Origin of the sequence: Flavobacterium sp. LC2016-13 (assembly GCF_009707955.1) — a bacterium.
Taxonomy (GTDB): Bacteria; Bacteroidota; Bacteroidia; order Flavobacteriales; family Flavobacteriaceae; genus Flavobacterium.
On the sequence record NZ_WMDQ01000002.1, the window covers coordinates 640996 to 667742 of the forward strand.

24 protein-coding genes are annotated in these 26747 nt (G+C 30.8%); 14 read left to right on the forward strand and 10 right to left on the reverse strand.

All coding sequences use genetic code 11. The annotated features are described in order from the left end of the window. Nucleotides 1-121: 121 nt before the first annotated feature. The 6 genes from GKZ86_RS06735 to recQ all read left to right on the forward strand — a co-directional run bounded on the left by GKZ86_RS06735 (nt 122) and on the right by recQ (nt 9483). Nucleotides 122-2833 (forward strand): O-antigen ligase family protein, encoded by a 2712-nt coding sequence (locus GKZ86_RS06735; RefSeq protein ID WP_194632461.1) that lies wholly within the window; start codon nt 122-124, stop codon nt 2831-2833. Between the two features lie 120 nt (nt 2834-2953). Next, nucleotides 2954-4021, forward strand: a complete 1068-nt coding sequence (aroB, locus tag GKZ86_RS06740) for a 3-dehydroquinate synthase (protein ID WP_154782334.1) — start codon at nt 2954-2956, stop codon at nt 4019-4021. Between the two features lie 299 nt (nt 4022-4320). After that, complete coding sequence (locus tag GKZ86_RS06745; protein WP_154782335.1) at nt 4321-5724, forward strand: arginine decarboxylase; 1404 nt, start codon at nt 4321-4323, stop codon at nt 5722-5724. Between the two features lie 105 nt (nt 5725-5829). Then, on the forward strand, nt 5830-6798 hold the full coding sequence (locus GKZ86_RS06750; RefSeq protein ID WP_059115305.1) for a deoxyhypusine synthase family protein: 969 nt from the start codon (nt 5830-5832) through the stop codon (nt 6796-6798). 7 nt (nt 6799-6805) lie between these two features. Continuing rightward, nucleotides 6806-7216 carry a DNA primase gene (locus GKZ86_RS06755; RefSeq protein ID WP_154782336.1) on the forward strand — a complete coding sequence of 137 codons (411 nt, stop codon included), beginning with the start codon at nt 6806-6808 and terminating at the stop codon, nt 7214-7216. Between the two features lie 134 nt (nt 7217-7350). Further along, entirely contained in the window at nt 7351-9483 is a 2133-nt protein-coding gene (gene recQ, locus GKZ86_RS06760; RefSeq protein WP_154782337.1) for a DNA helicase RecQ, read from the forward strand. Nucleotides 9484-9668: 185 nt separating this feature from the next. On the opposite strand, the gene GKZ86_RS06765 is transcribed toward recQ, so the two are convergent. The 4 genes from GKZ86_RS06765 to GKZ86_RS06780 form a co-directional block, all read right to left on the reverse strand. Further along, nucleotides 9669-10184 carry a DinB family protein gene (locus tag GKZ86_RS06765; protein WP_154782338.1) on the reverse strand — a complete coding sequence of 172 codons (516 nt, stop codon included), beginning with the start codon at nt 10182-10184 and terminating at the stop codon, nt 9669-9671. Between the two features lie 34 nt (nt 10185-10218). Continuing rightward, nucleotides 10219-12804 (reverse strand): phosphoenolpyruvate carboxylase, encoded by a 2586-nt coding sequence (locus tag GKZ86_RS06770; RefSeq protein WP_154782339.1) that lies wholly within the window; start codon nt 12802-12804, stop codon nt 10219-10221. A 90-nt stretch (nt 12805-12894) separates the two neighbouring features. After that, a complete protein-coding gene (locus GKZ86_RS06775) occupies nt 12895-13374 on the reverse strand; it encodes an Lrp/AsnC family transcriptional regulator (RefSeq protein WP_007805990.1) in 480 nt (159 codons plus the stop codon). Nucleotides 13375-13451: 77 nt separating this feature from the next. Beyond that, nucleotides 13452-14606 (reverse strand): M14 metallopeptidase family protein, encoded by a 1155-nt coding sequence (locus tag GKZ86_RS06780; RefSeq protein ID WP_154782340.1) that lies wholly within the window; start codon nt 14604-14606, stop codon nt 13452-13454. 312 nt (nt 14607-14918) lie between these two features. Between GKZ86_RS06780 and GKZ86_RS06785 the strand changes: the two genes are divergently transcribed. Then, a complete protein-coding gene (locus GKZ86_RS06785; RefSeq protein ID WP_154782341.1) occupies nt 14919-15392 on the forward strand; it encodes a helix-turn-helix transcriptional regulator in 474 nt (157 codons plus the stop codon). Nucleotides 15393-15475: 83 nt separating this feature from the next. Here GKZ86_RS06785 and GKZ86_RS06790 read toward each other — a convergent pair whose 3' ends face one another. Then, the gene (locus GKZ86_RS06790; RefSeq protein WP_154782342.1) at nt 15476-16027 is read right to left on the reverse strand and encodes a 1-acyl-sn-glycerol-3-phosphate acyltransferase; all 552 of its coding nucleotides are present in this window, start codon (nt 16025-16027) and stop codon (nt 15476-15478) included. A 66-nt stretch (nt 16028-16093) separates the two neighbouring features. Between GKZ86_RS06790 and GKZ86_RS06795 the strand changes: the two genes are divergently transcribed. From GKZ86_RS06795 to GKZ86_RS06815, 5 genes are read left to right on the forward strand one after another with little or no spacing between them, the layout of a single operon-like run. Further along, complete coding sequence (locus GKZ86_RS06795) at nt 16094-16759, forward strand: spermidine synthase (RefSeq protein WP_154782343.1); 666 nt, start codon at nt 16094-16096, stop codon at nt 16757-16759. Nucleotides 16760-16770: 11 nt separating this feature from the next. Next, entirely contained in the window at nt 16771-17448 is a 678-nt protein-coding gene (locus GKZ86_RS06800; protein WP_154782344.1) for a peptidoglycan DD-metalloendopeptidase family protein, read from the forward strand. 6 nt (nt 17449-17454) lie between these two features. Continuing rightward, entirely contained in the window at nt 17455-17928 is a 474-nt protein-coding gene (locus tag GKZ86_RS06805) for a hypothetical protein (RefSeq protein WP_154782450.1), read from the forward strand. A gap of 13 nt (nt 17929-17941) precedes the next feature. Beyond that, nucleotides 17942-18466 carry a hypothetical protein gene (locus GKZ86_RS06810; protein WP_154782345.1) on the forward strand — a complete coding sequence of 175 codons (525 nt, stop codon included), beginning with the start codon at nt 17942-17944 and terminating at the stop codon, nt 18464-18466. Between the two features lie 48 nt (nt 18467-18514). Continuing rightward, entirely contained in the window at nt 18515-18985 is a 471-nt protein-coding gene (locus GKZ86_RS06815; protein WP_154782346.1) for a nuclear transport factor 2 family protein, read from the forward strand. Between the two features lie 212 nt (nt 18986-19197). On the opposite strand, the gene GKZ86_RS06820 is transcribed toward GKZ86_RS06815, so the two are convergent. From GKZ86_RS06820 to GKZ86_RS06830, 3 genes are all read right to left on the reverse strand, one after another. Further along, entirely contained in the window at nt 19198-19803 is a 606-nt protein-coding gene (locus GKZ86_RS06820; protein WP_154782347.1) for an NAD(P)H-dependent oxidoreductase, read from the reverse strand. A 121-nt stretch (nt 19804-19924) separates the two neighbouring features. Further along, entirely contained in the window at nt 19925-20788 is an 864-nt protein-coding gene (locus GKZ86_RS06825) for an AraC family transcriptional regulator (RefSeq protein ID WP_154782348.1), read from the reverse strand. Nucleotides 20789-21012: 224 nt separating this feature from the next. Beyond that, the gene (locus GKZ86_RS06830) at nt 21013-22500 is read right to left on the reverse strand and encodes an aminotransferase class V-fold PLP-dependent enzyme (RefSeq protein WP_154782349.1); all 1488 of its coding nucleotides are present in this window, start codon (nt 22498-22500) and stop codon (nt 21013-21015) included. Nucleotides 22501-22679: 179 nt separating this feature from the next. Here GKZ86_RS06830 and msrA point away from each other — a divergent pair, with 179 nt between their 5' ends. Together msrA and GKZ86_RS06840 are read left to right on the forward strand one after the other, a co-directional pair. Beyond that, a complete protein-coding gene (gene msrA, locus GKZ86_RS06835; RefSeq protein ID WP_154782350.1) occupies nt 22680-23210 on the forward strand; it encodes a peptide-methionine (S)-S-oxide reductase MsrA in 531 nt (176 codons plus the stop codon). A gap of 166 nt (nt 23211-23376) precedes the next feature. Beyond that, entirely contained in the window at nt 23377-24945 is a 1569-nt protein-coding gene (locus GKZ86_RS06840; protein WP_154782351.1) for a YdiU family protein, read from the forward strand. 138 nt (nt 24946-25083) lie between these two features. Here the strand turns inward: GKZ86_RS06840 and GKZ86_RS06845 are convergent, their stop codons facing one another. Next, nucleotides 25084-26052 (reverse strand): YpdA family putative bacillithiol disulfide reductase, encoded by a 969-nt coding sequence (locus GKZ86_RS06845; protein ID WP_154782352.1) that lies wholly within the window; start codon nt 26050-26052, stop codon nt 25084-25086. Nucleotides 26053-26056: 4 nt separating this feature from the next. After that, nucleotides 26057-26533, reverse strand: a complete 477-nt coding sequence (locus tag GKZ86_RS06850) for a CYTH domain-containing protein (protein ID WP_154782353.1) — start codon at nt 26531-26533, stop codon at nt 26057-26059. Between the last annotated feature and the right edge of the window lie 214 nt (nt 26534-26747).

Genomic DNA, 26747 nt, shown 5'->3' on the forward strand with positions numbered 1-26747 from the left:
TTATTTACTAAAACGTATCATATTTTTTAATATCATTAATCAGTTCAAAATTGTTTTATATTTAAAAAGTAAGATTTTACTTTATTTTTTTATGTATTTTTGCAAAAGAAATAAAAATATCATGAATAATACGATCGAAAATATAATAAACGAAACCAAAGGGAAACAGGCTACATCCGGTTTTGTTGTTCTTTCTTTTATATGTTCTCTGTTAATTATTGACTTTTTCCCTTATTTTAAGACCTTAGAGATCATTAATCCGCAGTTTTTATATTTATCGCTTTTAAATGTAATTATGGGCATTTATTTTTATGCCAATTCTAAAGCCATTTCTCAGGATATCTTACCTATTTTTAAACGTAATTCTGTTTTTAAACTTTATTTAGTCTTTGTTTTACTTTGCGGGATCTCTGTTTTTTCAGCCAAAAACACATCACTTGTATACACAAAACTGACTCAAATAATTATTATTTTCTGCCTTTTTATAAACCTTACTATTTTACTGAAAAACAAGCTGGATTTGGTTTACAAAATTGTATTCATCGTAAGTATTTCAGCCTTAATTCAATCTTGGCAGCAACTTTGTCATTTTGTAATTATTCCAAGAAATGCTTCAATTATCGATCTTTTAAATAATATGAAAGGAAACACAGGAAACATTAATATACTTGCTGCCAGCCTTACTATTAAAGTTCCGTTTCTGCTATGTGGTATAACACATTTTAATAAATACAAAAAATGGTTTACTGTTTTTTGCTTGTTTTCAGTTACTGCCGTTATCTTTTTAACAGGCGCCAGAACTCCGCTTATCAACTTGTTTTTAATATTTAGTATTTACATCATTTATCTTTTTAGAGAATTTTCGTTTACAAGAACAGCTCTTTCAAAAATCTTATTTCTAATAATTCCGGTATTAATTGCTATTTTATTTTCAAACTCCATTTTTCAAAAATCAAAAGATAAAAGCAGATACGTTTCTTTAGAAAACAGAGTTAGCCAAATTAACACCAAAGATGAATCATCACAAGCGAGGTTAACATTTTGGAATAATGCGCTTAAAATGAATGAAAAAGCACCATTTGGAATTGGTTTGGGTAATTATCAGGTTGAATCTATTCCTTATGAAAGAACAACCTCAAACGACTCTACGGTGTCTTTACATACGCATAATGATTTTCTTGAAATTTCAGCAGAAACCGGAATAATCAATGGTCTCGTTTATCTTTCTATTTTCATCTATCTTTTTATTATCAATTTAAAAAACATAATAAAACCAAAAAAGAAAGAAGATCAGGTAATTGCTCTGTTAACTATGATGCTGCTAATTGTTTACGGAATAGATTCTTTATTTAATTTTCCTATGTACAGGCCAACAATGGCGATCTTTTTCAGTTTAATTTTAGCCCTAAGTTTACTTAATAATTCAAATGAAAATTTGGCAGCGTTTAAAGCAAAGAAAACATCATATAAAATAATAATTTCAATTTTAACTGGTGTAGCCATACTAACGAGTTATTCTGCTTTTATAATTTTTAAAGCTTCAAATCTTGAATATTTAATTTCCGGAGATAACATTAATATGAATCAAAAAGGAAGATTGACGGGAGATGAAGTAATAAAAAGAATGTCAGCCTATCCAAATACATTTAGCAGTTCAGAATCATTTTATGAATATGCGGGAATTTATTACGTACGTGAAAAACAATACGACAAAGCTTTAAAATGTTTTGCTAAAGCAAGTAAAATTAATGGCTATTCAGGACGTATTGAGTTTTATAAACAAGTTATTTCTAAACACAAAGGAGATATAGATAGTGCTTATATCTATTCTAAAGAATCTTTTTATTTGCGTCCAAGAAATTATGCAATATTTGAACCTGCAATTGATTTTGCAATATCAAAAAAAGATACATTAGAAATACTAAAAGAACATAAATTATTTAATAAATACAGACCAATGCCCAAAACCTGGATTAAAGCAGCAAAAGGGCTGCAGTTTTCAGGATATAATGATAAAAGTTTAATTGGTTTTGTTGATCAGGGATTAAAAACTTTTCCTAAAGACAGCTCATTAACAGCAATGAAAAATAATCTGTTAATAACGAATTATCTTGTTGGCGGGCAAGGATTTGAAATGAATTCAGACTTAAATAAAGCATTGGATTCCTATGAAAAGGTTTTAAAGATTGATTCTAAGAATATATATGCATTGCAAAATATCGGTTTCAATTATTTTAAACAAGGACAGAATAAAAAAGCGATAAGCAGTTTGTTAAATGCGCTGGAATATTCCGGTTTAAATGATGGTAAAACAGAGTTTTATCTGGGTCTTGCCTATTTAAAAGAAAGAGACAAAACGAATGCCTTGAAATATTTTAATATTTCAAAAACCAGAAATTTCCCTTTGGCAAAACAATTAATATCTTCTTATTTGTATCATGAAGATCCTGCTACTGAAAAATCCTTTGCCAAAAGAAAAAATGATCTTTTAATTGCAGATTATATTGCAGAAGGTCAAAGCTTTGAAGAACAAAAAAAGATGGATAAAGCACTTGAATCTTATCAGAAAGCTTTAAAAGTTGATTCTAAAAACATTTATGCCTTTCAAAATATAGGTTTCTACTATTTAAAAGTAGGGCAAAGTAAAAAGGCAATAAATTATTTATTGAACGCATTAAAATATCCAGGCTTAAACAACGGAAAAACAGAGTATTTCTTGGCAATTTGTTATTTAAATGAAAATGACAAAACTAATGCGTGCAAATATTTAAATATATCCGAGGAAAAAAAATATTCTGGTGCGCAACAATTAACGGCAAAGATTTGTAAATAGTTTCTGTTCTATTTAAAGGACTAATTTAGAATGATTCGTTTTAAAACAAATTAGGGTTAAAGTTTGAATATTATTTGTTGAAAAATCCCTTATTTTGCGGTTTCAATTAACCGAAGAATTATGCAATCTATTCAAGCGAACAATTACCTCGTGCATTTTAACCAGAATGCTTACGAAGCTTTAAATAAACATTTAAGAGAGAATAAATACTCTAATATCTTTATTATAGTTGATACTCAAACAAATGAATATTGTCTTCCTAAGTTTTTACCTGTAATTGAAACGGATTTAAATATCGAAATTATTGAATTTGAATCTGGCGAAGTAAATAAAAATATTGAAACTTGTATTGAAATCTGGAATGTATTAACAGAACTTGGCGCAGATAGAAAAGCATTAATAATAAATCTTGGCGGCGGCGTTGTTACAGATTTAGGCGGATTTGTGGCCTCTACTTTTAAAAGAGGTGTTGATTTTATAAATATTCCAACTACACTATTATCAATGGTTGATGCTTCTGTTGGAGGGAAAACCGGAGTTGATTTAGGAAATTTAAAAAACCAGATTGGTGTTATCAACGTTCCGCAAATGGTTTTAATTGATACTCAATATCTTGAAACTTTACCGCAAAGCGAAATGCGTTCCGGATTAGCAGAAATGCTAAAACACGGTTTAATTTATGATGCAGCATACTGGAAACAGTTTTTAGATTTAAAAGCTATCGATTATGCTGACTTTGATGAATTGATTTATCGTTCAGTCGAAATTAAAAATGAAATCGTAATTCAGGATCCAACAGAGAAAAACATTCGTAAAGCATTGAATTTCGGGCATACTTTGGGACATGCGATAGAAAGTTATTTCTTAGAAAGCGAAACCAAAACAACATTATTACATGGAGAAGCAATTGCGATTGGAATGATTTTGGAAAGTTATATCTCATTACATAAAAATTTAATTACAGCAGAAGAATATGCTGAAATTAAAACCGCAATTAAAAGCATTTATGATGATGTAATTATTGAAGAAAATGACATCGAACCGATCTTGGAATTGCTAATTCACGACAAAAAAAATGAGTACGGTTTAATTCAATTTGCCTTAATTGAAGGCATTGGTAAAATAAAAATTAACCAATCCGTTGAAAATAAATTAATTCTGAACGCGTTTCAAGATTATAAATCTTAAACTTTTTTTAATCAAAAGCATTGCTTTAGGTATATATTATTTTTTACATTTGCCACGATGAAAACAAACAATAAACAAAGACATTTCAGTTCTTATAGAAACCGGCTCAATAGTTCCTTACTAAGGATGTTGAATCGTTTTTATAATAGTAAAAGTCCGTTTTGTTTTGATGTTTTCCAATGCTCAAAAGCAGAACACGAAAAACTGCAAATTATATTTGCCAATATTAGGGTTTGAATTTTAGATTTAGCAAAAAATCACTAAATTTAATAATTACTACTTAAAATATTGACAAATAAATGAATACAAAATATTCTGACCTAATAAATCAAACTTATTATTTTCCACAAGAGGAATTTAAATTAAATAAAGACAACTTACAATTTCACAACATCGATTTGATGAAATTAGTTGAGCAATATGGTACCCCATTAAAATTTACTTATTTACCTCAAATTTCTGAAAATATCAACAAGGCAAAAGCCTGGTTCAGAAAATCGATGGAAAAAAATAAATACGAGGCAAAATATTATTATTGTTATTGTACTAAAAGTTCTCATTTTGAATACATTATGAATGAAGCTTTTAAAAACAACATTCATATTGAAACATCATCTGCTTTTGATGTTAATATAGTAGAGAATTTGTTGGAAAATGGCAAAATAAACAAAAGTACTTATGTCATTTGCAACGGTTTTAAAAGAGATGAATACATCAGCAATATTGCAAGATTAGTTAATAACGGACATAAAAACACGATTCCGATTATTGATAATTATGAAGAATTAGACTTGCTTCAGGCTGAAATTAAAGGAAAATTCAAAATAGGAATTAGAATTGCTGCCGAAGAAGAACCTAAATTTGAGTTTTATACTTCAAGATTAGGTATTGGATATAAAAACATTGTTTCGTTCTATAAAAAACAAATTCAGGAAAATGATAAATTAGAGCTTAAAATGCTTCACTTTTTTATCAATACCGGAATAAATGATACAGCATATTATTGGAATGAGTTGGTAAAATGTATCAAAGTATACATTGCACTTAAAAAGGAATGCCCTACTCTTGATGGTTTGAACATTGGAGGCGGTTTTCCAATTAAAAATTCATTAGCTTTTGAATATGACTATCAATATATGATTGACGAAATCATCAATCAGATTAAAATAGCATGTGATGAAGCTGAAGTTGATGTTCCGAATATTTTTACTGAATTTGGATCATTTACAGTAGGAGAAAGCGGTGGTGCAATTTATCAGATTTTGTATCAAAAGCAACAAAACGACAGAGAAAAATGGAATATGATCGATTCATCATTCATTACCACTTTGCCGGATACGTGGGCAATCAATAAGCGTTTCATAATGTTGGCAGTGAATCGTTGGAATGATACTTATGAGCGGGTTTTATTAGGAGGATTGACTTGTGATAGTGACGATTATTACAATTCAGAACAAAATATGAACGCTATTTATTTACCTAAATACAACAAGGAAAAGCCATTATATATTGGTTTCTTTAATACTGGTGCGTATCAGGAAACTATTGGAGGTTACGGAGGTTTACACCACTGTTTGATTCCACAACCTAAACATATTTTGATAGATCGTGATGAAAATGGAATTTTGGCAACTGAGGTTTTCTCAGAACAACAAACTTCTGATGATGTATTGAAGATTTTAGGGTACACAAAAAAAATATAAAAAAAAACCTGCAAATTAAATGTTAATATCCATAAAATTATTAATTTGCAGTACCATCTAAAAGGTTAAACTTTTAATTCAAAAAAAAACAAAAAAACAAAAAAAATGAAAGGACCAATCAGTCAGTTTATTGAAAAACATTATTTACACTTTAATTCTGCTTCTTTAGTTGATGCTGCAAAAGCATACGAACAACAACTAGCAAATGGTGCCAAAATGATGGTAAGTATGGCTGGCGCTATGAGTACAGCAGAAATTGGTAAAATTTTTGCCGAAATAATTAGACAAGATAAAGTACAAATTATTTCATGTACTGGAGCCAATCTAGAAGAAGACATCATGAATTTAGTAGCACACTCTCATTACGAAAGAGTGCCTAACTATCGTGATTTGACACCAGAAGACGAATGGGCTTTGCTTGAAAGAGGATTAAACCGTGTTACTGATACATGTATTCCTGAGCATGAGGCATTCCGTCGTTTACAAAAACACATTTACAAAATCTGGAAAGATGCTGACGATAAAGGTGAGCGTTATTTTCCTCATGAATTCATGTATAAAATGCTTTTATCTGGCGTTTTAGAAGAATATTATGAAATAGATTTGAAAGATAGCTGGATGTATGCTGCAGCAGAGAAAAATTTACCTATTATTGTTCCGGGGTGGGAAGATAGTACTATGGGTAATATTTTTGCATCATACGTAATCAAAGGAGATTTAAAAGCTTCTACCATGAAATCAGGAATTGAATATATGGTATTCCTGGCAGATTGGTATCCAAAAAACAGCACTAACGGAATTGGATTTTTTCAAATTGGTGGTGGTATTGCAGGAGATTTTCCTATTTGTGTGGTACCAATGTTGTACCAGGATATGGAAATGCATGATGTTCCGTTTTGGTCATATTTCTGCCAGATTTCAGATTCAACAACCAGTTATGGTTCTTATTCCGGAGCAGTTCCAAACGAGAAAATTACTTGGGGTAAATTAGATATTAAAACCCCTAAATTTATTATTGAGTCGGATGCTACAATTGTTGCACCGTTAATTTTTGCTTACTTATTAGATTTATAGGATATTTATGAAAAGAGTTATAGTAGACTACGCTAAACTTACCAACGAAATTTTGAACCTTTTGGTAGAAAAATTTCCTGATGGTTATGATGATTCGGATGTTATCCGTTTTAGAAATGCTAAAAACGAATTGATCGAAGCTGTTGAAGTTCGTACTGAAGACACTATTTATTTAGTAAAAATTAGTACTAAACTTGCTGACAGAATCGAAAATTACGATGAAGACGATGATATTGACGTTGATGTTGATACAATCGAGCCAGTTAAAGGTCTTGATCTTGATGATGATATTGATGATGACGAAGATGACGACACACAAGATAAACCAGATGCTGACGGTGGAGATGATGACGATGATGATGACAGGGATCCGGATGATATTGCTGACGAAGATGATGATGAAGACGATGAAGATTAATTCATCTCTTTCTAAATAAATTAAAGGAACTCATTCGGGTTCCTTTTTTTATTACTTAAAAGAATATTTTAAATATAAGAAAAATACTATATTTAATACTTTTTATTATATTTACTGCTTATACAATCATTACAATGACTTCAGAAATTCTACACGCCAAACTGAAAGAAAATTTCGGATTTGAAAAATTCAGGCCAAATCAGGAAACTATAATTAATACCATACTTTCGGGTCAGGATACTTTGGCTATTATGCCAACTGGTGGAGGAAAATCAATTTGTTTTCAATTACCAGCATTAGTTTTGCCGGGAATTACAATTGTAATTTCTCCTTTGATAGCTTTGATGAAAGATCAGGTTGATAGCTTAAAAACCAACGGAATTAATGCCTGTTATATTAATAGCAGTCAATCTAGTGAAGAACAGCAATTTTATATTGAAAACTTAAAATCTAATAATTTTAAACTGGTTTACATTGCTCCTGAAAGTTTATCTTATCTTGATGTTGTTTTTAATGAACTGACGGTAAGCTTAATTGCAATTGATGAAGCACATTGTATTTCGTCATGGGGACATGACTTTCGTCCGGCATATACTAATTTAGGGTATTTAAAAAGCCGCTTCCCTTCTACTCCAGTCTTAGCTTTGACTGCGACTGCTGACAAGGCAACACGTACAGATATTACAAAACAGTTAAAACTTATAAATCCTAAAACATTTGTAGCTTCGTTTGACCGAAAAAATTTAAGTTTAGAAGTTCGTCCAGCTTTAGACAGAGTAAAACAAATCATTGATTTTGTTGAAAATAAGCCCAATGAATCTGGAATTATTTATTGTTTAAGCCGTAAAACAACAGAAGAACTGGCAGATAAATTGCAAAAAAAAGGAATTAAAGCGAAAGCTTATCACGCTGGTTTAGAAAATAAACTTCGTGCCAAAACTCAGGACGAATTTATAAATGATGATTGCCAGGTTGTTTGTGCTACTATTGCTTTTGGAATGGGAATTGATAAATCGAATGTTCGTTGGGTGGTTCATTATAATTTACCAAAAAATATTGAAGGATATTATCAGGAAATTGGACGTGCCGGCCGTGACGGATTGCCCGCAGAAACTGTTTTATTTGAAAGTTATGCAGATGTAATTCAGCTTCAGAAATTTGCTTCTGAAGGATTGAACTCTGATGTTCAATTGGCAAAATTAGAGCGAATGAAGCAATATGCAGATGCTTTGAGCTGCAGAAGAAAAATACTTCTCTCCTATTTTGGTGAATTGGTTACAGAGAATTGTGGTAATTGTGATATTTGCAAAAAACCTCCAACATTTTTTGACGGAACGATTTTAGCACAAAAAGCATTGTCAGCTATTAGCCGTTTGCAAGAAACAGAGCCTTTAGCTGTAATTGTTGACTTTTTAAGAGGCTCGAGAAACGCATATATCTACGAAAAAAATTATCAAAGCTTAAAAACGTACGGAATTGGCGTTGACATTTCATGGTATGACTGGAATCAATACTTAATTCAGTTGATTAATCTGGGATATTTGGAAATTGCCTTTCATCAGCACAATAAAATCTTATTAACTCCTTTTGCGAGGAAAGTTTTATTTGAAGGTGAAAAAGTAAAATTGACAACAGTTGTCAAAAAAGTAATTGATAAAAACGAAATCAAAGAAGCTAAAGCAAAAATGACAAAGAATTCACTTTTTGAAACACTTCGAAAATTACGTTACGAAATTGCCCAGGAAGAAGAAGTTCCGGCGTATGTAATTTTTAGTGATGCTGCTTTACGACAAATGGAAGTTTTAAGACCAATGAGTGATGAAGAATTCCTTGCTGTTGAAGGAGTTGGAAAAGCAAAACTCGAAAAATACGGTTCGGAGTTTATAAATGCGATAATTGAATTTCAGAAAGAAAAAAAGACAAATACAAAAAGTAAAAAAGAGGGCAATACGTATAAAACAACCTTAGAGCTTTTTGAAAATGGAAATACTGTAGAAGAAATTGCCGGAAAACGAAATCTTGGGCAAACTACTATAATTTCGCATTTAGCTAAATTATATGTTGATGGTCATGATATAAATATAAGTCAATTTATAACTAACGAAGAAGTTGCTGAAATACAAAAAGCACAAATTGAATTAGAATATCCAACAGCTCTAAGATCTTATTTTGATCATTTTGAAGAAAAAGTTTCTTATGACAAAATTAGGTTTGGTCTTGCTATTATAGAGAGAAAGAAAGCTGATACTGAAACCGTTAAATTGTAGTTAAAATAGATTATTATCATTTTGTGTCATTTCGAGGAACGAGAAATCACATCCAGAGAGCAACGAACTGAAAATATGTTATGTGATTTCTCGTTCCTCGAAATGACACAAGATTGCGCTTAAATAAAAAATCCTGTGAAAAGTAATTTCACAGGATTTTTTTATTTTCAAACATTTTTAAAAGTTTACAAATATCTTTCTGCAAACACTTTTTGATGATGTTTTTGATGTCCGATAATAACAAAGCCCAACGCACGCACAGAAATTTGATTATTCGATGCAGTTCCAATTCGTTTAAGTTGTTCTTCAGATAAACTTTTATAAAATAATAAATTTGAATGTCTTACGGCTGACAATTCAGTTAGTAAATCCTGAATACTTCTTCCGTTTGAATTAGTACTATTTGCGTAATCATCTTCTTCAAAACTTGCTAAAGGAGTTTTATCACTTCTTGAAAAACGTAATGCGCGATAAGCAAAAATACGTTCGCTATCAATTAAATGCTGAATAATATCTTTGATTGTCCATTTGCCTTCAGCGTAACGGTAATCAAATTTATCCATTGGAATGTTTTGAACAAACCTGATAAAATCATGAAGGGATATTTCTAACTCTTCGATCAAATTTACATTTCCTGCTTCCTGAATATAGGTTTTAAATCCGCCTGAATATTCATTTTCTAATAATTGGTCTGAATTCATTTTGATATTTTTATAAACGTGTTTTAAAATATAATTAAGCTGAATTTCTACTTGCATTTGTGTTTCCAAAAAGAGATCTGGTCACGATTTTTTCGTACACTTTAATTAACTCTTCGTGATTATCATTTTCTTTGTTCAATTCATTAATTCTCAATAAAGCATATTGTTGTATTGTCAACAAAGGCATTACGATACGCTCTCTTATTTGAATTGATGCTATACCATCAGGATAATTTTCCATCAAGCTTTTATGATCTGCAATCTTAAGCAAAAGACGTTTAGTTTCTAAAAACTCATCGTAAATAATTTGCCAGAATTCACCAAATTCAGGATCTTTTCTCATGTATGCCGTTAATGGAAAAAATGATTTTGCCAATGACATCATACTGTTTTCAAGCAATGTTTTGAAAAATAAAGAGTTTTGATATAAATCATGCACTTTATCCCATTGATTTGTGTCTTCAAAATATTTCAATGCCGTTCCTACTCCAAAAAATCCTGGCACATTTTGTTTCAATTGGCTCCATGAACCTACAAAAGGAATCGCTCTTAAATCTGCAAAATCCAATTGCTCAGATTTACTTCTTTTCGAAGGACGGCTTCCTATATTTGTTTTAGAATAATACTTCAACGTACTCATCTTCTCTAAATACGGAATAAATTTCGGGTGATTTTTAAAGCTTAAATATTTATCATATCCTAAACCGGCCAACTGCGTTAAAATCTCAGTTTCCGTGCTAGTTAACTCATTTTTCTCTTTACTAAAAACCTGATTAGTTACACCGGCACTTAATAAGTTTTCGATATTGTAACGGCAAGAATCTAAAGTACCAAAATTTGAACTAATAGTTTGTCCCTGAACAGTTATCTGAATTTCGTTATTTTCAATTTTAGGACCTAACGAAGCATAGAATTTATGTGTTTTTCCGCCACCACGTGCCGGAGGGCCACCGCGTCCGTCAAAGAAAATTGCTTTAATGCCATATTTTCTTGAAATTTCAGTTAATGCAATTTTTGCCTGATAAATACTCCAGTTAGCCATTAAATAACCACCATCTTTAGTTCCGTCAGAGAAACCAAGCATAATGGTTTGTTTGTTTCCTCTTGCTTGTAAATGCTTAGAATATTCAGGATTTGTATACAATTGCTCCATGATTTCATGGGCTTTTTGCAAATCATCAACCGATTCGAAAAGCGGAATAATATCAACTGTAGGGTTTTCCCAGTTATTCAGACGAATCATGGCAAAAGTTTCCATTACATTCAGTGCGCTTTCGTTATTACTAATAATGTAACGGTTTGCACCAAATTCACCATTGTTTTCCTGAATTGTTTTAATTGCCTGAACTGATTCTAAAGTAGATCTTGTAATTTCATCCTCAAAATCAGCAGGATTCAATTCTCCTTTAACTTTAGATAAAACAACTAATTTCTCTTCCTCAGATAATTCAAAATAATTTTTAGGGAAAATGTTTGAACCGGAATTTAAATAATAATTCACAACATCTTTAAAAACAACATTATGAATTTTACTATTCTGACGAATATCCAAAGTTGCAAAATGAAATCCAAACAAATTTATTTTAACCAAAAACGCATCTAATTCATCTAAATATAAAGACTGATGTTTTTCGATTATGATGTTTCTGATTTTGTTTAATTGCGAAAGCATTTCTTCTAAAGTAATGTAAATTTCACCTTTAGAATAAAATACAGAACGGTAGAGTTTTTGTTCAAGTTCAGTTACTAAAGTATCTACTCCTGAGAAAGTTAACTTTCTTTTTAAGTTTCTCATTTCAACATAATAACACTTTAAGATTGACGTTCTTAAACGATCGGCAACTTTTAAAGTTATTTCTGTTGTGACAAATGGATTTCCGTCTCTGTCTCCTCCCGGCCAGAAACCAAGTTTTATTAATTGGTTTTGAATTGCGTTTCCGTGAAGAATATTTTTCTGTAAATAATGAACAATTTCTCCCGAAGTAGCATAAAAAACATTCTCTAAATACCAGATCAAACTAACAGCCTCATCATAAGGATTTGGCTTTTCGTTTTGAATAAAAGGCGTTTTTCCTAACTGAGCTAACAACTGTTTAATTTTAAACAAATCATTTGAGCGAATAGCTGCCGTTAAATCATTGATAATACCCAATACCGGACCAGGGTAAAACTGTGTAGGATGTGCTGTTAAAACTGTTCTGACATTAAAGTTTTCCAGGAATTCAACAAGTTCGTCTTCCTTCTCTTTTGCATCTGTTTTTTCTTTAATATCACGAAGAGAACCACGACCTTCCATGTTATTAACTTCCGGAAAAGCTGCGTCTTCTATAGCATCAAATAGTACAATTTGGCGCTCTATATACTGAATAAATCGAAACATTAAGTCGATTTTTTCAGTCTCTGAAGCATTATTTAAATATTTGTTTGAAAAGAAATCAAAAATTTCTTTTGGTGTTTCTTGTTTTTTAAAGCCCGTTTCGCATGTTTCTGTAAATAAAGGAAGTAAAACTCCAGTATTATCTATCGAATCAAAAGGTAATGTTATAAAAACACTATTATAAATATGATATTTCGATAAAACATCTTGATTAAAACGTTCAATTTTTGGTAACGTATACATAATCTTGTTGTAGTTGGTTGGTTAATAGGTCATAAAAAAACCCCAAGAATAAACTTGAGGTTATATTTTAATATAGCATTCAAGAAGTTATTACATATTTTTAAAAATAGTATGCATCAAACGCTTCTTATCGTTTATACTTTCTTCCAATGAAATCATTGTTTCTGTTCTGTAAACACCTTCAATATCGTCAATCATGAAAATAACTTCTTTCGCGTGTTTCGTATCTTTTGCTCTAATTTTGCAAAAAATATTAAACTTTCCTGTCGTTACTGAAGCTACAGTTACGAATGGTATTTGATTGATTCGCTCTAATACAAATTTTGTTTGAGACGTATTGTTAAGGAATACACCTACATAAGCAATAAATGAATACCCTAATTTATCGTAATCTAAGGCTAGTGAAGATCCCATGATAATTCCTGCGTCTTCCATTTTTTTTACTCTAACATGTACTGTTCCAGCAGATATCAATAGTTTTTTTGCAATGTCAGTAAACGGAACTCTCGTATTGTCTATTAACATATCTAAAATCTGGTGATCTACTTCATCTAAACGAAATTTACTCATAATTCTTTAATTAATATTACTAATTGCTATAACAAAGTATAAAAATATATATAAAAAATAACAAATTCACATAAAAATTAACTTTTTGTCAATCCGTTAACAAATTTAACATTTTTATTTAAATAAAAATCTGCTTTTTGATTCAATTTCGGAAAATTGGTATTGTCATCAGAATAACTGGCGCCTTGCCCGTCATATTCAAAATGTCCAAAATAATTTTCCAATTCGCCTACTTCAACTATATAAGCGTTGAACTGAATCTCATTTTCAATCAATTCTTCTTTGTATTGTGCGACAAAATTCGTAATAATTTCGATACCATCATAATTTATTTTGATGTTTTTATACATAAAATCATAAAAAACAGCTTTATTTTGTGAAATATTCAAATAATCATTAATTCGATTATCAACTAAATCGTTTTCGGAAAGTAGTTTGAAGCTCGAAATTAGTGAGAAAAATATGAACTTTCTTGTGATTTCCCTTTGATAATCGTCAGCAAAATGTCCTGCTTCAAATAAAATTGTCGGAACTCCCAAAAACTGAAAAGTGTCTCCTATACAATTAATATTAAAGGAATCATCAAATCTACCTACCTGACCCGGAATGTATTGCTGTAAAACATCATTTAGCCCCGCAATAAGGTTTATTGCTTTTAACCTATTATCATTAATCTCTCTTTCTTCATTGTAAGATGGTGCTAAAAACGATACAGTTGCCGGTTTTCCTGTTTCTCCGGCACCAAAAATAGTACGCTGATCATGTAGGTTAAAGCAATAATGTGGTTTAAAAGTCTCAAATACTTCTCTTAATACATTGCTTTCTGGTTGTGTAAGGTTTTGAGAATCACGGTTTAGATCTATCTTATTGGCATTTTCACGTGTATATAAGGCAGCTCCATCAGGATTTAATATCGGAATTGCATAAAAAGTAAAAGTCTCGAGCATTTTCTTTGCAAAATCAGAACCGCTGTTTAAGACGTTGATAAAGTCAAATAAAGCTTTTGTGGTTGTGCTTTCGTTTCCGTGCATTTGAGACCATAAGTAAATGCGTGTTTTTCCTGTACCAATTTCGTAACTATATATAGGTTTGTCTAAAACTGATCTGCCTATAACTTTTACCGGATTATTGATACTTAATTTATCTAATAAGGGTTGAATATGATCTAAAGTCAAATAACGACCTTGAATAGATTGTTCTTTGTGTTGGTTAAATAATTCTTCTAAATTCATTATAATTCGATTAGTTTACAAAAGTAAACATCTTTATTTTTACAATTGTAAACAGTGAAAAGAAAAGATAATTTAGAAATGTAAACAGGTTTTTAATGCAGAAATCAACTCTTTTGCCTAATGGAGTTAACAAATGTTATCTTTGTTAATAAACTTAATTAAATATTTAAAAATCAATTAGTTAATATCATTTACTTCTAGTGATTTTACTCTATTTACAGGTATAAAAAACCATTTTACAAGTGTAAAATTGCTTATATCACTTCTTTTAGTTACATTTGTAAACTCACCAATTTAAAAACAGAATTTACAATGGTAAACATCGATGATTTTGTAAAAAGGCTCGAAATAATCCTCGATTATTATGCCTTAAATGCTTCTTCTTTTGCAGATAAAATTGGTGTGCAACGCTCTAGCATGTCGCACCTGCTTTCTGGCAGAAACAAACCAAGTCTTGATTTTGTAATGAAAATTATGGAAGTTTTTCCGGATGTAGATCTGTATTGGATTTTAAATGGTAAAGGAAGTTTTCCTAAAAATGATGAAACTATACATTCAAAAACAGAAGAAATTATTGAAATTGAAAAATCTTCTGCTCCTATTCCATCCAATCAAAATATAATTTCATCTAATTTATTTTCGGATATTAGTCAGACAAAAAATGAAAGTACAGAAATAAGAAATTTTTCAGATCCCAAAAACTCAAATTTTGGCACTGATGAAAATGAAATTGAAAAAATTGTTTTTTTTTATAAAAACGGAACCTTTAAGGTATATAATCCTTAATTTGAAATTTTCGCATATTTGAAAATTTTTTAAAATATTTTTCATTTAAGCGATTCTCACGGAAGCAAAAAAACATCGAAAATTTAGAGTTGGAATCCATTTTCGGGAATTTTACCTAAAACTCCTTCATAATGCTTTTTCAAAATCTGCAAATCGGCTTCATAATTTCCAGTAGGAAAAAATGGCGCTCCTAAATTAACTTCTTTCTTTCCCCAGTCAAAAGCAACAGGAATAATTGGCACATTAGCTTTAAGTGCAATATAATAAAAACCGCTTTTTATTTCTTTAACACCTTTGCGTGTTCCTTCTGGTGCAACGGCCAAACGAAAAACTTCTTTTCGATCAAAAATCGCCGCAATCGAATCTACTTTATTCAAACCACCTGTACGATCTAATGGCTCGCCTCCTGCACTTCTAAAATAATATCCGAAAGGAAATTTGAATAATTCTTTTTTTCCAACCCAGTTCATTTCCTTTCCGGAAATCCCACGCGTTAATACTCCCAAGTAAAAATCATGATTACTTGTATGGGGCATTACCATCATAACACATTTTTTCACTTCAACATTTTCTAACCCTACTATCTTCCAGCCAATTAACTTATAAAAGATGAACTTGTACAATTGTTTCTTCATTAAAATTTATTATTTCATGCAAAATAAAAGATTTAAAATGGTAAATTTGAGTAAAACCCGTACAAAATGATCCAAAAAATATTTAGTTACATTATTCCAATCAAAATATTTAAAAAAAAATCAGCCCGAAGTAAAACTATTGAAGTTACCTGGGCAAACGGAGAATTAGTTTTAGATTCTGAAAATACAAATTATTCGTACGGAAGTTTGCAACGTATATTAAGGTATGGTTTACGAAATATTGGTTATGAAAAAATCACCAAGATGAATCATATTTTATTATTAGGAGTTGCTGGTGGAAGCGTCATTAAAACTTTGGTTGATGAAGTTGAATATAAAGGTAAAATTACCGGTGTTGAAATTGACTCTGATATGATTCAGATAGCTAATCAATATTTTAATCTTGACCAAATCAAACAACTTGAAATTATAATTGATGATGCTTTTGAGTTTGTCCTAAAAACCAAAGAAAATTACGATTTAATTATTATTGATGTTTTTGAAGATATAAAAATGCCGAATTTTTTATTTGAGACGTTTTTTACGGAACGAATATTATTTCTTTTAAAAAATAAAGGATTTGTTATTTTCAATACTATGATATTAGATGAAGCACATAATGTGCGGAATAGAAAGTATATTTCAGAAATAAATCCTAAATTGTTTACCTCAAAAATGTTGCCTCGCGTAGAAGTTCACAACGAATTAATAATCATTGAAAAAGTCGCTTAATTTACCATTTTATGAAGACCCTAGTTTCTATTTTAAAAGCTTTACCCCCTACTAAAGTTATCGATTCGAGTATAGAATTTTCAAAATATATAGCTTTGGATTTATCCGTTACCAATCAGGAATTGGTTGAGAAAAAACCCGAAAATGCTACTGAATTTGAAGCTTTTATTTCGAATTATTTAAAAAAAAACAATGCAGAAGTTGCTTATGGCGGCTATATTGAAGGACGGAATTTATATCAAAGAAGTACCATTTTTAAAAATGAATCGAATCCTGAACGTAATATTCATATCGGTCTTGATTTATGGTGCAAAGAAGGCACCACAATTTTAGCGCCTATAGATGGTAAAGTGCATAGTTTTAAAGACAATGTAGGACTGGGAGATTATGGCCCAACGATTATTTTGGAACATGAAATTGAAAATGAAAAATTTTATACTTTATACGGACATTTATCGTTAGAAAGTATACAAGACCTTACCGTTGGGACAATTTTCAGAAAAGGCGAAAGTTTTGCAACCTTTGGAAATTCGGCAGTTAATGGAGATTATGCTCCACACCTACATTTTCAGATTATAAATAATATCGAAAATTATAATGGTGATTATCCAGGAGTTTGTAACATAAACGACTTAAACTTTTATATTGAAAACTGTCCCGACCCAAACTTATTATTAAAAATAACTTAAATGATTATGAAGAAAGCGGGATTGATTATATGTTTGTTGTTGCTAATTGGTTGTAAATCGAAAAACATCAGTAGAGACACAGAAGATTTAAAAATTAAAAAAGTTGTTTCGACTGAAGTTAGCTCAGATCAACAAAGAAAAGCTTATGATTTAGGCAAACGAGTTTTAGAAACTTGTAATACATCAAAATTTAAACCTTTTAACGAAACAGAAGTTACCCAGTCTGTAATGGAAAATACAACTGAAGAACGATTGACAAAAACCTGTCAAAGGTTTAGACAATATTATGGAAGTTTTGTTGATTTGAAATTAGATGGAGTTTATAAAACAAAACAAGAGACTATTTATCGATACCATGCTGTATATACAAAAAAAGTAGCTAACAAAGAATTACGTGTTTTTGTGAATGAAAATAATTTAGTTTCTGCCATAAAATCAATGGACTGGGATGAAAAATTTGAGTCTCAAATAACAGATTAAAAAATCTAAAAATATGAATATAAAATTCCCTCTTTTTGTGTTATTGTTTATCTCAGCTATAACAAATGCTCAGCAAACCATGATTGTAAATGGTTCTAAACCTTTCTCAGCAACACAAAATTATACTTTTATCTGCGAGAAATATGCTTTTACGGGCGAAGTAAATGTTCAGGTTGCAAAAACAGAAAAAGGAGGAATTTTAAAATTAACAATTGCAACATCAAACGGCAAAACCAAAATTGCCGGAGGTGTTTATGTCGATTTGGCAAATGCAGATGTTATTGCCTGCACTGATAAAAACGTTAAAGAATCTGCTGATGGTAAAACAACCTCTTACTATTATTTTACTCCGGCAGAAATGAATAAACTTAAAAAGACTGATATCAAGGCAATTAGATTTATAATTACAGGAAGTTCAAATACCTTTGGTGATCAAACAGGATATTTTACGGCACAAAACAAAATATCTTATTTTTCTACCGCTTACGATCAATCAAAAAAAACATTCGATACGGCCAAAGAAATTAGTGTTTTATAAAGATTTTTTAATGTAATAAATCTTATATTTATAAACTAAACGTATTTTATGAACTCAAACGAAAAACTTATAGAAAAATTCTACTCTGCTTTTGCAAACGCTGATTACAAAACAATGAGCGAATGCTACCACCCAAAAATTCATTTTATAGATCCAGCTTTTGGCTTACTAAAAGAAGGACAAGTTTCTCGCATGTGGCAAATGCTGCTTTTAAGAAGCAAAGGAAATTTAAAGATCGAATTCTCCAATATTAAAGCCGATGATTTTACCGGTTCAGCAAATTGGGTCGCAACTTATAATTTCAGTAAAACCAATAGAAACGTCATTAATAAAATTGCTGCCGAATTTGTTTTTCAAGATGGCTTAATCATCAAACACACTGATAATTTTGATGTTTGGAGATGGTCAAAACAAGCCTTCGGAGTTACAGGATATTTATTAGGCTGGACAGGTTTTTTTCAGAATAAAATAAAAGAGCAGGCATTATTGTCACTGAGAAAATTTCAGGAATCAAAATAACTTTCATCTTTTACAATTTAATTTTGTGAAGCAGAACTATCACGGTTTTTTCAAGACCATTAGTTCCCGCTTTCGCCTTTATCTTTGTTCGTTCCTCTCAAAGGATACCGGCTCTATCGGGGCTAAACAAGAACCAATAGCGATTTTTAAGAAATAGTAAATCCGACATTTTTATTCTGAAGTCTCAGACAAAAATGTCGGATTTGTAGTTTCTATAAATTAAAAACTTTAGCCAAATGTTTAGGATAATTTTCAAGATCATTTTCTATAGTTCCACTTTTAAAAATATCAAAACAATTATAATCAGGTGAAATATCGAAACCACAAAAACGGTAATTACTCGAAATATTCAAAAATAAATCTGATGTTGTTTTTCCTTCCATAAATTTTTGATTAGCATTTCCAAAAGCTTCAGACGGCGCATTCCAGGTTGCACAAATCATAAACTTCTTTCCATGTAATTTTCCACCACTTCCATATTGTCTTGTTAAATCTTCCCTTGTTCTTCCATCTCCCGAAAGAAATTTTTGACTATGCAATCCACTATTAAAAACTTCATCTGCATATTTTTTATAAATCCACGGTGCACCAAACCAATTTACCGGAGTTTGCAAAATAACAATATCTGATTTTAAATGTTTTTCTACTTCATCATCAGCATTATACCCATCTTCGACTTTTGTTTCAAGAACCTCATAATTCTTAGTTTCAAAAAAATGCTTAGCTTTTTCAACAAAGGAATTATTCAATTTTCCTTCTGTCCAATTTGGGTAAGTTAAATGTGTATTGATTAATAGTACTTTTTTCTGTTTTTCCATTTTAATATTTTTTACTCAGCAAAAGTAAAAATGGATGATCGGACAGGAAGAAACAAACTACCAGTAAAAAAGAAACAAATTACTGATAAAAAAACGCTGTATTTTTTTGAGTTTTGGAATATTATTGATGATTGCTATTTATTTGTTCCCTATATTCTTTAGGAGTTAAATTGACTTGCTTTTTGAAAAACTTAGAAAAGTAGTTAGGATACTCAAAACCTAATTCATAAGCAACCTCGGTATTATTCATCGAATTATTTTTCTCTAATAATTCTTTTGCTCTTTTTATGACAAATTCATGAATGTTTTCAAGAGCCGATTTATTTGTAAAATGTTTAATAATATCTCCCAAATAATTTGGAGTCAAACCCAATTGATCTGCAAAATACTGAACATTAGGAAGTTGTTTTACAGGTTGATTATAATAATCTTTTAAACTTTGTTGAAAATCAGATACAATACGATTGTATTGTTTTGGATTTGTAGAAAATTGTCTGATATAAAAAGATTCAACTACAGAAATCAAAACATTGACATAAGAAAGTAAAACACCAAAACTTCCTTTTTCGCTTTTGTAATATTTAAACATTAAACTAAAAATAGAAGTTATTTCCTCTACTTCACTTTGCGTTAAATATAAGGCTTCATGTTGTCCGTAATCAAGATAAGTTTTGAATAGAAATCTATTTTCATCTATTAGCTTTTTAGAAAGTTGCACATACATTCCTGTATAGTTAGGTTCAACATCCCAGCCATTTACCATGTGAGGACTACTGAAAAAAATAGCGGTTATAGGTTTTGGAATTGTTACTGATTTATCAATATAATCAATTTTTATAGAAATACGATAAAAATCAGCCATTACCGGTTCCGATTGTGAACGCATATTTTTAGAATCATAATAACCAATATCAATGTCGTTATCGATTGGTTTTTTTAATCCAACATATTCGTTAAACGATTCGAATTCCTTAAAGATTTTCATTTTATTATAATTCTGGTTTCGACAAAGGTTAGAAAAAAATCAAGAAACTACTAATCATTTTACCGCAAAGAACGCTAACTGTTTTATCTTGTATAATGTTAAAAACACACAAAGTTCGCAAAGCTTATTAGATTTAGCTTTGCGAACTTTACATTTTTTATAAAACCTCAAATATAAATACTTAGTGTTTCTTTGCGGTAAAATAACGCTACAATAAAATAGTACTACGATTTAAACCAGCCGGCAACCAATTCATCTTCAAATGAATTCGCATTTTTATGAATAAACTCGTTTGTGCTTTTATTATAAGAATAATCTAAAGCCCATGTTTTATGATTTTTAGCCAAATCTTTAATACTATCACAAACAAAAGCAATTTCTTCGTCAGTAGTTGTTGGGTGAATCGACATTCTGATCCATCCCGGTTTTTTGATTAAATCTCCAATCGTAATTTCATTAACCAATTTATTCGAAGTTTCCTGATCTACGTGTAATAAAAAATGACCGTAAGTTCCCGCGCAACTGCATCCTCCTCTGGTTTGAACTCCAAATTTATCATTCAATAATTTTACACCTAAATTAAAATGCAAATCTTCAATAAAAAATGAAATTACACCCAAACGGTTTTTATGTTGTCCTGCTAAAATTCTGATATTTGGTACAGTATCCAATTCATTAAAAACATAATCAACAATTTCATGTTCACGTTGCAAAATGTTTTCAATTCCCATTTCTTCCTTTAGCTCAATTGCCAAAGCGGTTTTTATAACCTGAAGGAAACCAGGAGTTCCGCCATCTTCGCGATCCTCGATATTGTCAATATATTTATGTTCTCCCCAAGGATTTGTCCAGCTTACCGTTCCTCCACCCGGACAATCAGGAATCATATTATTGTATAATTTTTTATTAAAAATCAAAACTCCCGAAGTTCCGGGTCCACCTAAAAATTTGTGTGGCGAAAAGAAAATAGCATCAAGATACGATTCAGGATCTTCAGGATGCATATCAATTTCTACATAAGGTCCTGAGCAGGCAAAATCTACAAAACAAACACCATTATGTTGATGCATTAATTTGGCAGCTTCATGAAAAGGTGTTTTTAAACCTGTAACATTCGAACAGGAAGTAATCGAAGCAATTTTGATTGTTCTATCTTCGTATTTATCAAGCAATTGAGCTAAATTATCCAAGCAAAAAAGTCCTTTTTCGCAAGACGGAATAATTTCAACATCTGCAATTGTTTCTAACCAGGAAGTTTGATTTGAATGATGTTCCATATGTGAAATAAAAACAACCGGTTTTTTTTCAGCAGGAACTGTTATAAAATCTTTTAAATTTTCCGGAATTTTTAAACCCAGAATACGTTGAAATTTATTGATAACGCCTGTCATTCCTGTTCCATCTGTAATCAAAACATCATCATTATTAGCATTAGTATGACGCTTAATAATATTTCTGGCATGATGATACGCTTTTGTCATGGCAGTACCTGACACGGTAGTTTCAGTATGTGTATTGGCTACAAAAGGCCCAAATTCATTAAGAAGTTTATCTTCAATTGGGCGATATAATCTTCCGCTGGCAGTCCAATCGGTGTAAATAATCTGTTTTTTTCCGTAAGGAGATGTAAATTCCTGATTAATTCCGACAATATTTTTTCTAAAATCCTGAAAATAGGTTTCTAAAGTGATGGTATTATTTTTGCTATTCATTAGTGTGCCTAGTTTGATTGCAAATATATTGCTTTTTTATAGAATTGTGAATTTATCAATTATAAACTTCAAACATTAAACAACCTTTTAGTATCTTTAGTTAAATGGTCTTTTTTTAATTAATTTATCATAATATTCTATCAGATTAATAGGGCATATAAACTTAACTCTAAACATTTATGCAAAATTTATCAGTAGCCACTTTTGGTGGTGGATGCTTTTGGTGTATAGAAGCTGTTATTCAGCGTTTAAAAGGAATAGAATCCGTAAAATCAGTATATTCGGGAGGTTTTATTAAAAATCCACCCTATCGGGAAGTTTGTACTGGCAGAACCGGACACGCAGAAGTCATACAAGTTACCTTTGATCCTGACATAATTTCATATCATGATTTGGTTTTTATATTTATGACAAGTCATGATCCAACGACGTTAAATCGTCAGGGTGCAGACAGTGGTACTCAATATCGTTCTATTGTTTTATATCATGATGATGAGCAAAAAAGCATTGCTGCTCAGGTTTTTGAAGAAGTAAAAGCTTTTTATGAAGATCCGATTGTAACTGAATTAAAAGCTTTTGAAGTTTTTTATAATGCTGAAGAAGACCATCAAAACTATTACAATAATAATCAGGAAGCGCGTTATTGTCAAATCGTAATCGATCCGAAAGTACAGAAATTAAAAAAAATGTACGCTGATAAATTAATTTAAAAAAGTTTAGCCACAGATTAAAAATGATTTACACAGATTATTTAAATGTTTATTCCACACAGATTTAAGCAGATTTATTTATTTCTAAATTTAAAAAATCTGCTTAAATCTGTAGAATCTGCGAGAAACAAAAACATTTTAATCTGTGGTTAAAAATAAAACTCAAATGAAAAATTTAAAAATAAATAATCGATTTACTGCTGAATTACCTGCTGATCCTAACGAAACCAATGAAATTCGTCAGGTATCAAATGCTGTTTTTTCTTATGTAAATCCAACAGAACCAAAAAATCCGAAGTTAATTCATGCTTCAAAAGAAGTAGCCGAATTAATTGGAATTTCAGAAGATGAAATTCAGTCTGAATCTTTTTTAAATGTTTTTTCAGGAAAAGAAATTCTTCCTGAAACTCGCCCGTATGCAATGTGTTATGCAGGACATCAATTTGGAAACTGGGCAGGACAATTAGGTGATGGCCGCGCCATTAACTTAACAGAAGTTGAACATAATAATGCTTTTTTTACGCTGCAATTAAAAGGCGCCGGAAAAACTCCTTACTCAAGAACTGCAGATGGTTTAGCGGTTCTACGTTCTTCCATAAGAGAATATTTGTGTGCCGAAGCTATGTATTATTTGGGCGTTCCTACTACCCGATCACTTTCTTTAATGCTGTCTGGCGATGAAGTTTTGCGTGATATTTTATACAACGGAAATCCTGCTTACGAAAAAGGAGCCATTGTTTGTCGAGTTGCTCCATCGTTTATTCGTTTTGGAAGTTTTGAAATGCTTACTGCCCGAAATGAACTTAAAAATCTAAAAGAATTTGTAGAATATAATATCAAGCACTATTTCCCGGAAATTAAAGGCGAACCAAAAGAACAATATTTACAGTTCTTTAAATCGGTGGCGGACAAAACACGCGAAATGATTTTACATTGGCAAAGAGTGGGTTTTGTACATGGTGTCATGAATACTGATAATATGTCTATTCACGGAATCACAATTGATTACGGCCCATACGGTTGGTTAGAAAACTATGATCCTAATTGGACTCCGAATACAACTGATAGCCAAAACAGAAGATATCGTTTTGGGAATCAACCTCAGGTTGCGCAATGGAATTTGTATCAATTAGCAAATGCACTTTATCCTTTACTTAATGAAGCTGAACCTCTGGAAAAAATCTTAGAAACATTTATTGCTGATTTTGATTCAGATTATAAAACAATGTTTTTAAGTAAATTAGGTTTATTTACTTCAACTGAAGCTGATGGTAAATTAATTACTGGTTTAGAAACTATTTTGCAATTATCTGAAACTGATATGACGATCTTTTTTAGAAATTTAAATAGAATAAAAAAGACTGATTCTGCAAAAGATGCCATCGAAAAAATTCGTGATGCTTTCTATATTCCAGAAGAAATTTCAGGAGATATTTTAGATTCGTGGACAAAGTGGTTTTCGGTTTACATCGAAAGATTAAACACAGAAGAGCTTTCAGATGAAAATCGTGCAGAAAAAATGAATACCATAAATCCGAAATATGTATTGCGAAATTATATGGCACAATTAGCAATCGATGCCGCAGATCAAGGCGATTATTCATTAATAGATGAACTATTTCTGCTTTTGCAAAAGCCATACGACCAACAACCAGAATCAGAAAAATGGTTTGCAAAACGACCAGATTGGGCACGTTCTAAAGTGGGGTGTTCAATGCTTTCTTGTAGTTCTTAACAATATTTTTTGCCACAAATTTCACGAATTTACACAATTTTTTTATTGATAATAAATGTCACATTGAGCGAAGTCGAAATGCACACAAAGTGTTCTCGACTTCGCTCGAACTGACAACAAAATTCGTGGCGAAAATTTTTATTTCGAAGTAATATAATCTACAATCATACTAGCGTGAACGCGTGAATTTTCTATAAACCATTTGTGTGTTTGCATTCCACCACAAACTACACCGGCCAAAAATAAACCTTCAATATTTGTTTCCATTGTTTCCGGATTATACGTTGGCGTTTTTAGTTCATCATCAGAAAGTTGAATACCCATTTTTTCAAGGAAAGTCAAATCTGGTTTGTAACCGGTTAGAGCCAGAACAAAATCATTTTCTATCGTAACTTTTCCTTCGGGAGTTTCAATTTCAACTTCATTTTCTCGAATCTCAGTAATATTCGATTCAAAATAAGCTCTGATACTTCCCTCTTCAATTCGGTTTTCAATATCGGGTTTTACCCAATATTTTACTCGTTTATTGATCTCGTTTTTGCGAATAACCATTGTAACGTTAGCTCCTTTTCTCCAACACTCTAACGCTGCATCGACAGAAGAATTATTGGCACCAACAACCAAAATATTCCTAAAAGCATATTCGTGTGCTTCTTTGTAATAATGACGAACTTTTGGCAATTCCTCTCCTTTTATGTTCATTTCAATCGGAATATCATAAAATCCGGTTGCTATAATTACGTTTTTTGATTCGTAAATAGCTTTGTCTGTCGCAATTTTAAATAAGTTGTTGTCTAATTTCTGGACCTGATTTACTTTTTCAAATAAATTGATCGAAAAATTAAAATAACAGTGAATGTTTCGATAATATTCTAAAGCTTCCTGACGACCTGGTTTTGATGCCAGGCAATTAAAGGGAATGTTTCCAATTTCAAGTCTTTCGGCTGTTGAGAAAAAAGTCATGTATAACGGGTAATTAAAAATACTATTTACAATCGCACCTTTTTCTATAATTAAATAACGTAAGTTTTTCTTTTGAGCTTCAATTGCACAGGCAAGTCCAATTGGTCCGCCTCCAACAATAATTAAATCGTATTGATCTGTCATAAATCTATTCTTTTCCCCAATATTTAAAAGGATTTTTACTTAAATATGCGTTGTAATATCGTTCATCATTAGTTACTTCTTCTCCCAGCCAATCCGGTTTTTCAAAAGTATCTGTTTCTGATTTCAACTCAATTTCAGCCATAATTAATCCTTCATTTTCTCCATAAAATTCATCTACTTCAAAAACATGATCTCCGGATTTTATTTCAAAACGAGTTTTTTCAATTTTACCTTTCTCGCAAAGTTTAAGCAATTCCAGCGCTTCATCAATCGGAATTTCATTTTCCCATTCAAAACGCGACATTCCGCCATGGTGGCCAATTCCTTTTATGGTCAAAAAACCTCTTTCTCCTTTAATTCTAACACGAACTGTTCTTTCAGGAAGTGAGCTTAAATATCCCTGAGCAATTTTATTTTGAGTAAAAGCCTGTTCTTTAAAATTATCTGATTTTACAAGAAACTTTCTTTCAATTTCAATCATTTTAATTTATAAATTAATTTATAATGCAAGTTACTCAATTTAATTCAGTCTTAAGATTGAGAATTCTAATAACTTCTCTTTACATATCAAAAACATAATTACTTAATAACCAAACTATTAACTATTAAATATTTAGATAAATCGCTATTCTGTATTTATTTTTTTGTTAAATTTGATATAATCTTAACTTCAATACTTATGTCTAAAAAAGCGC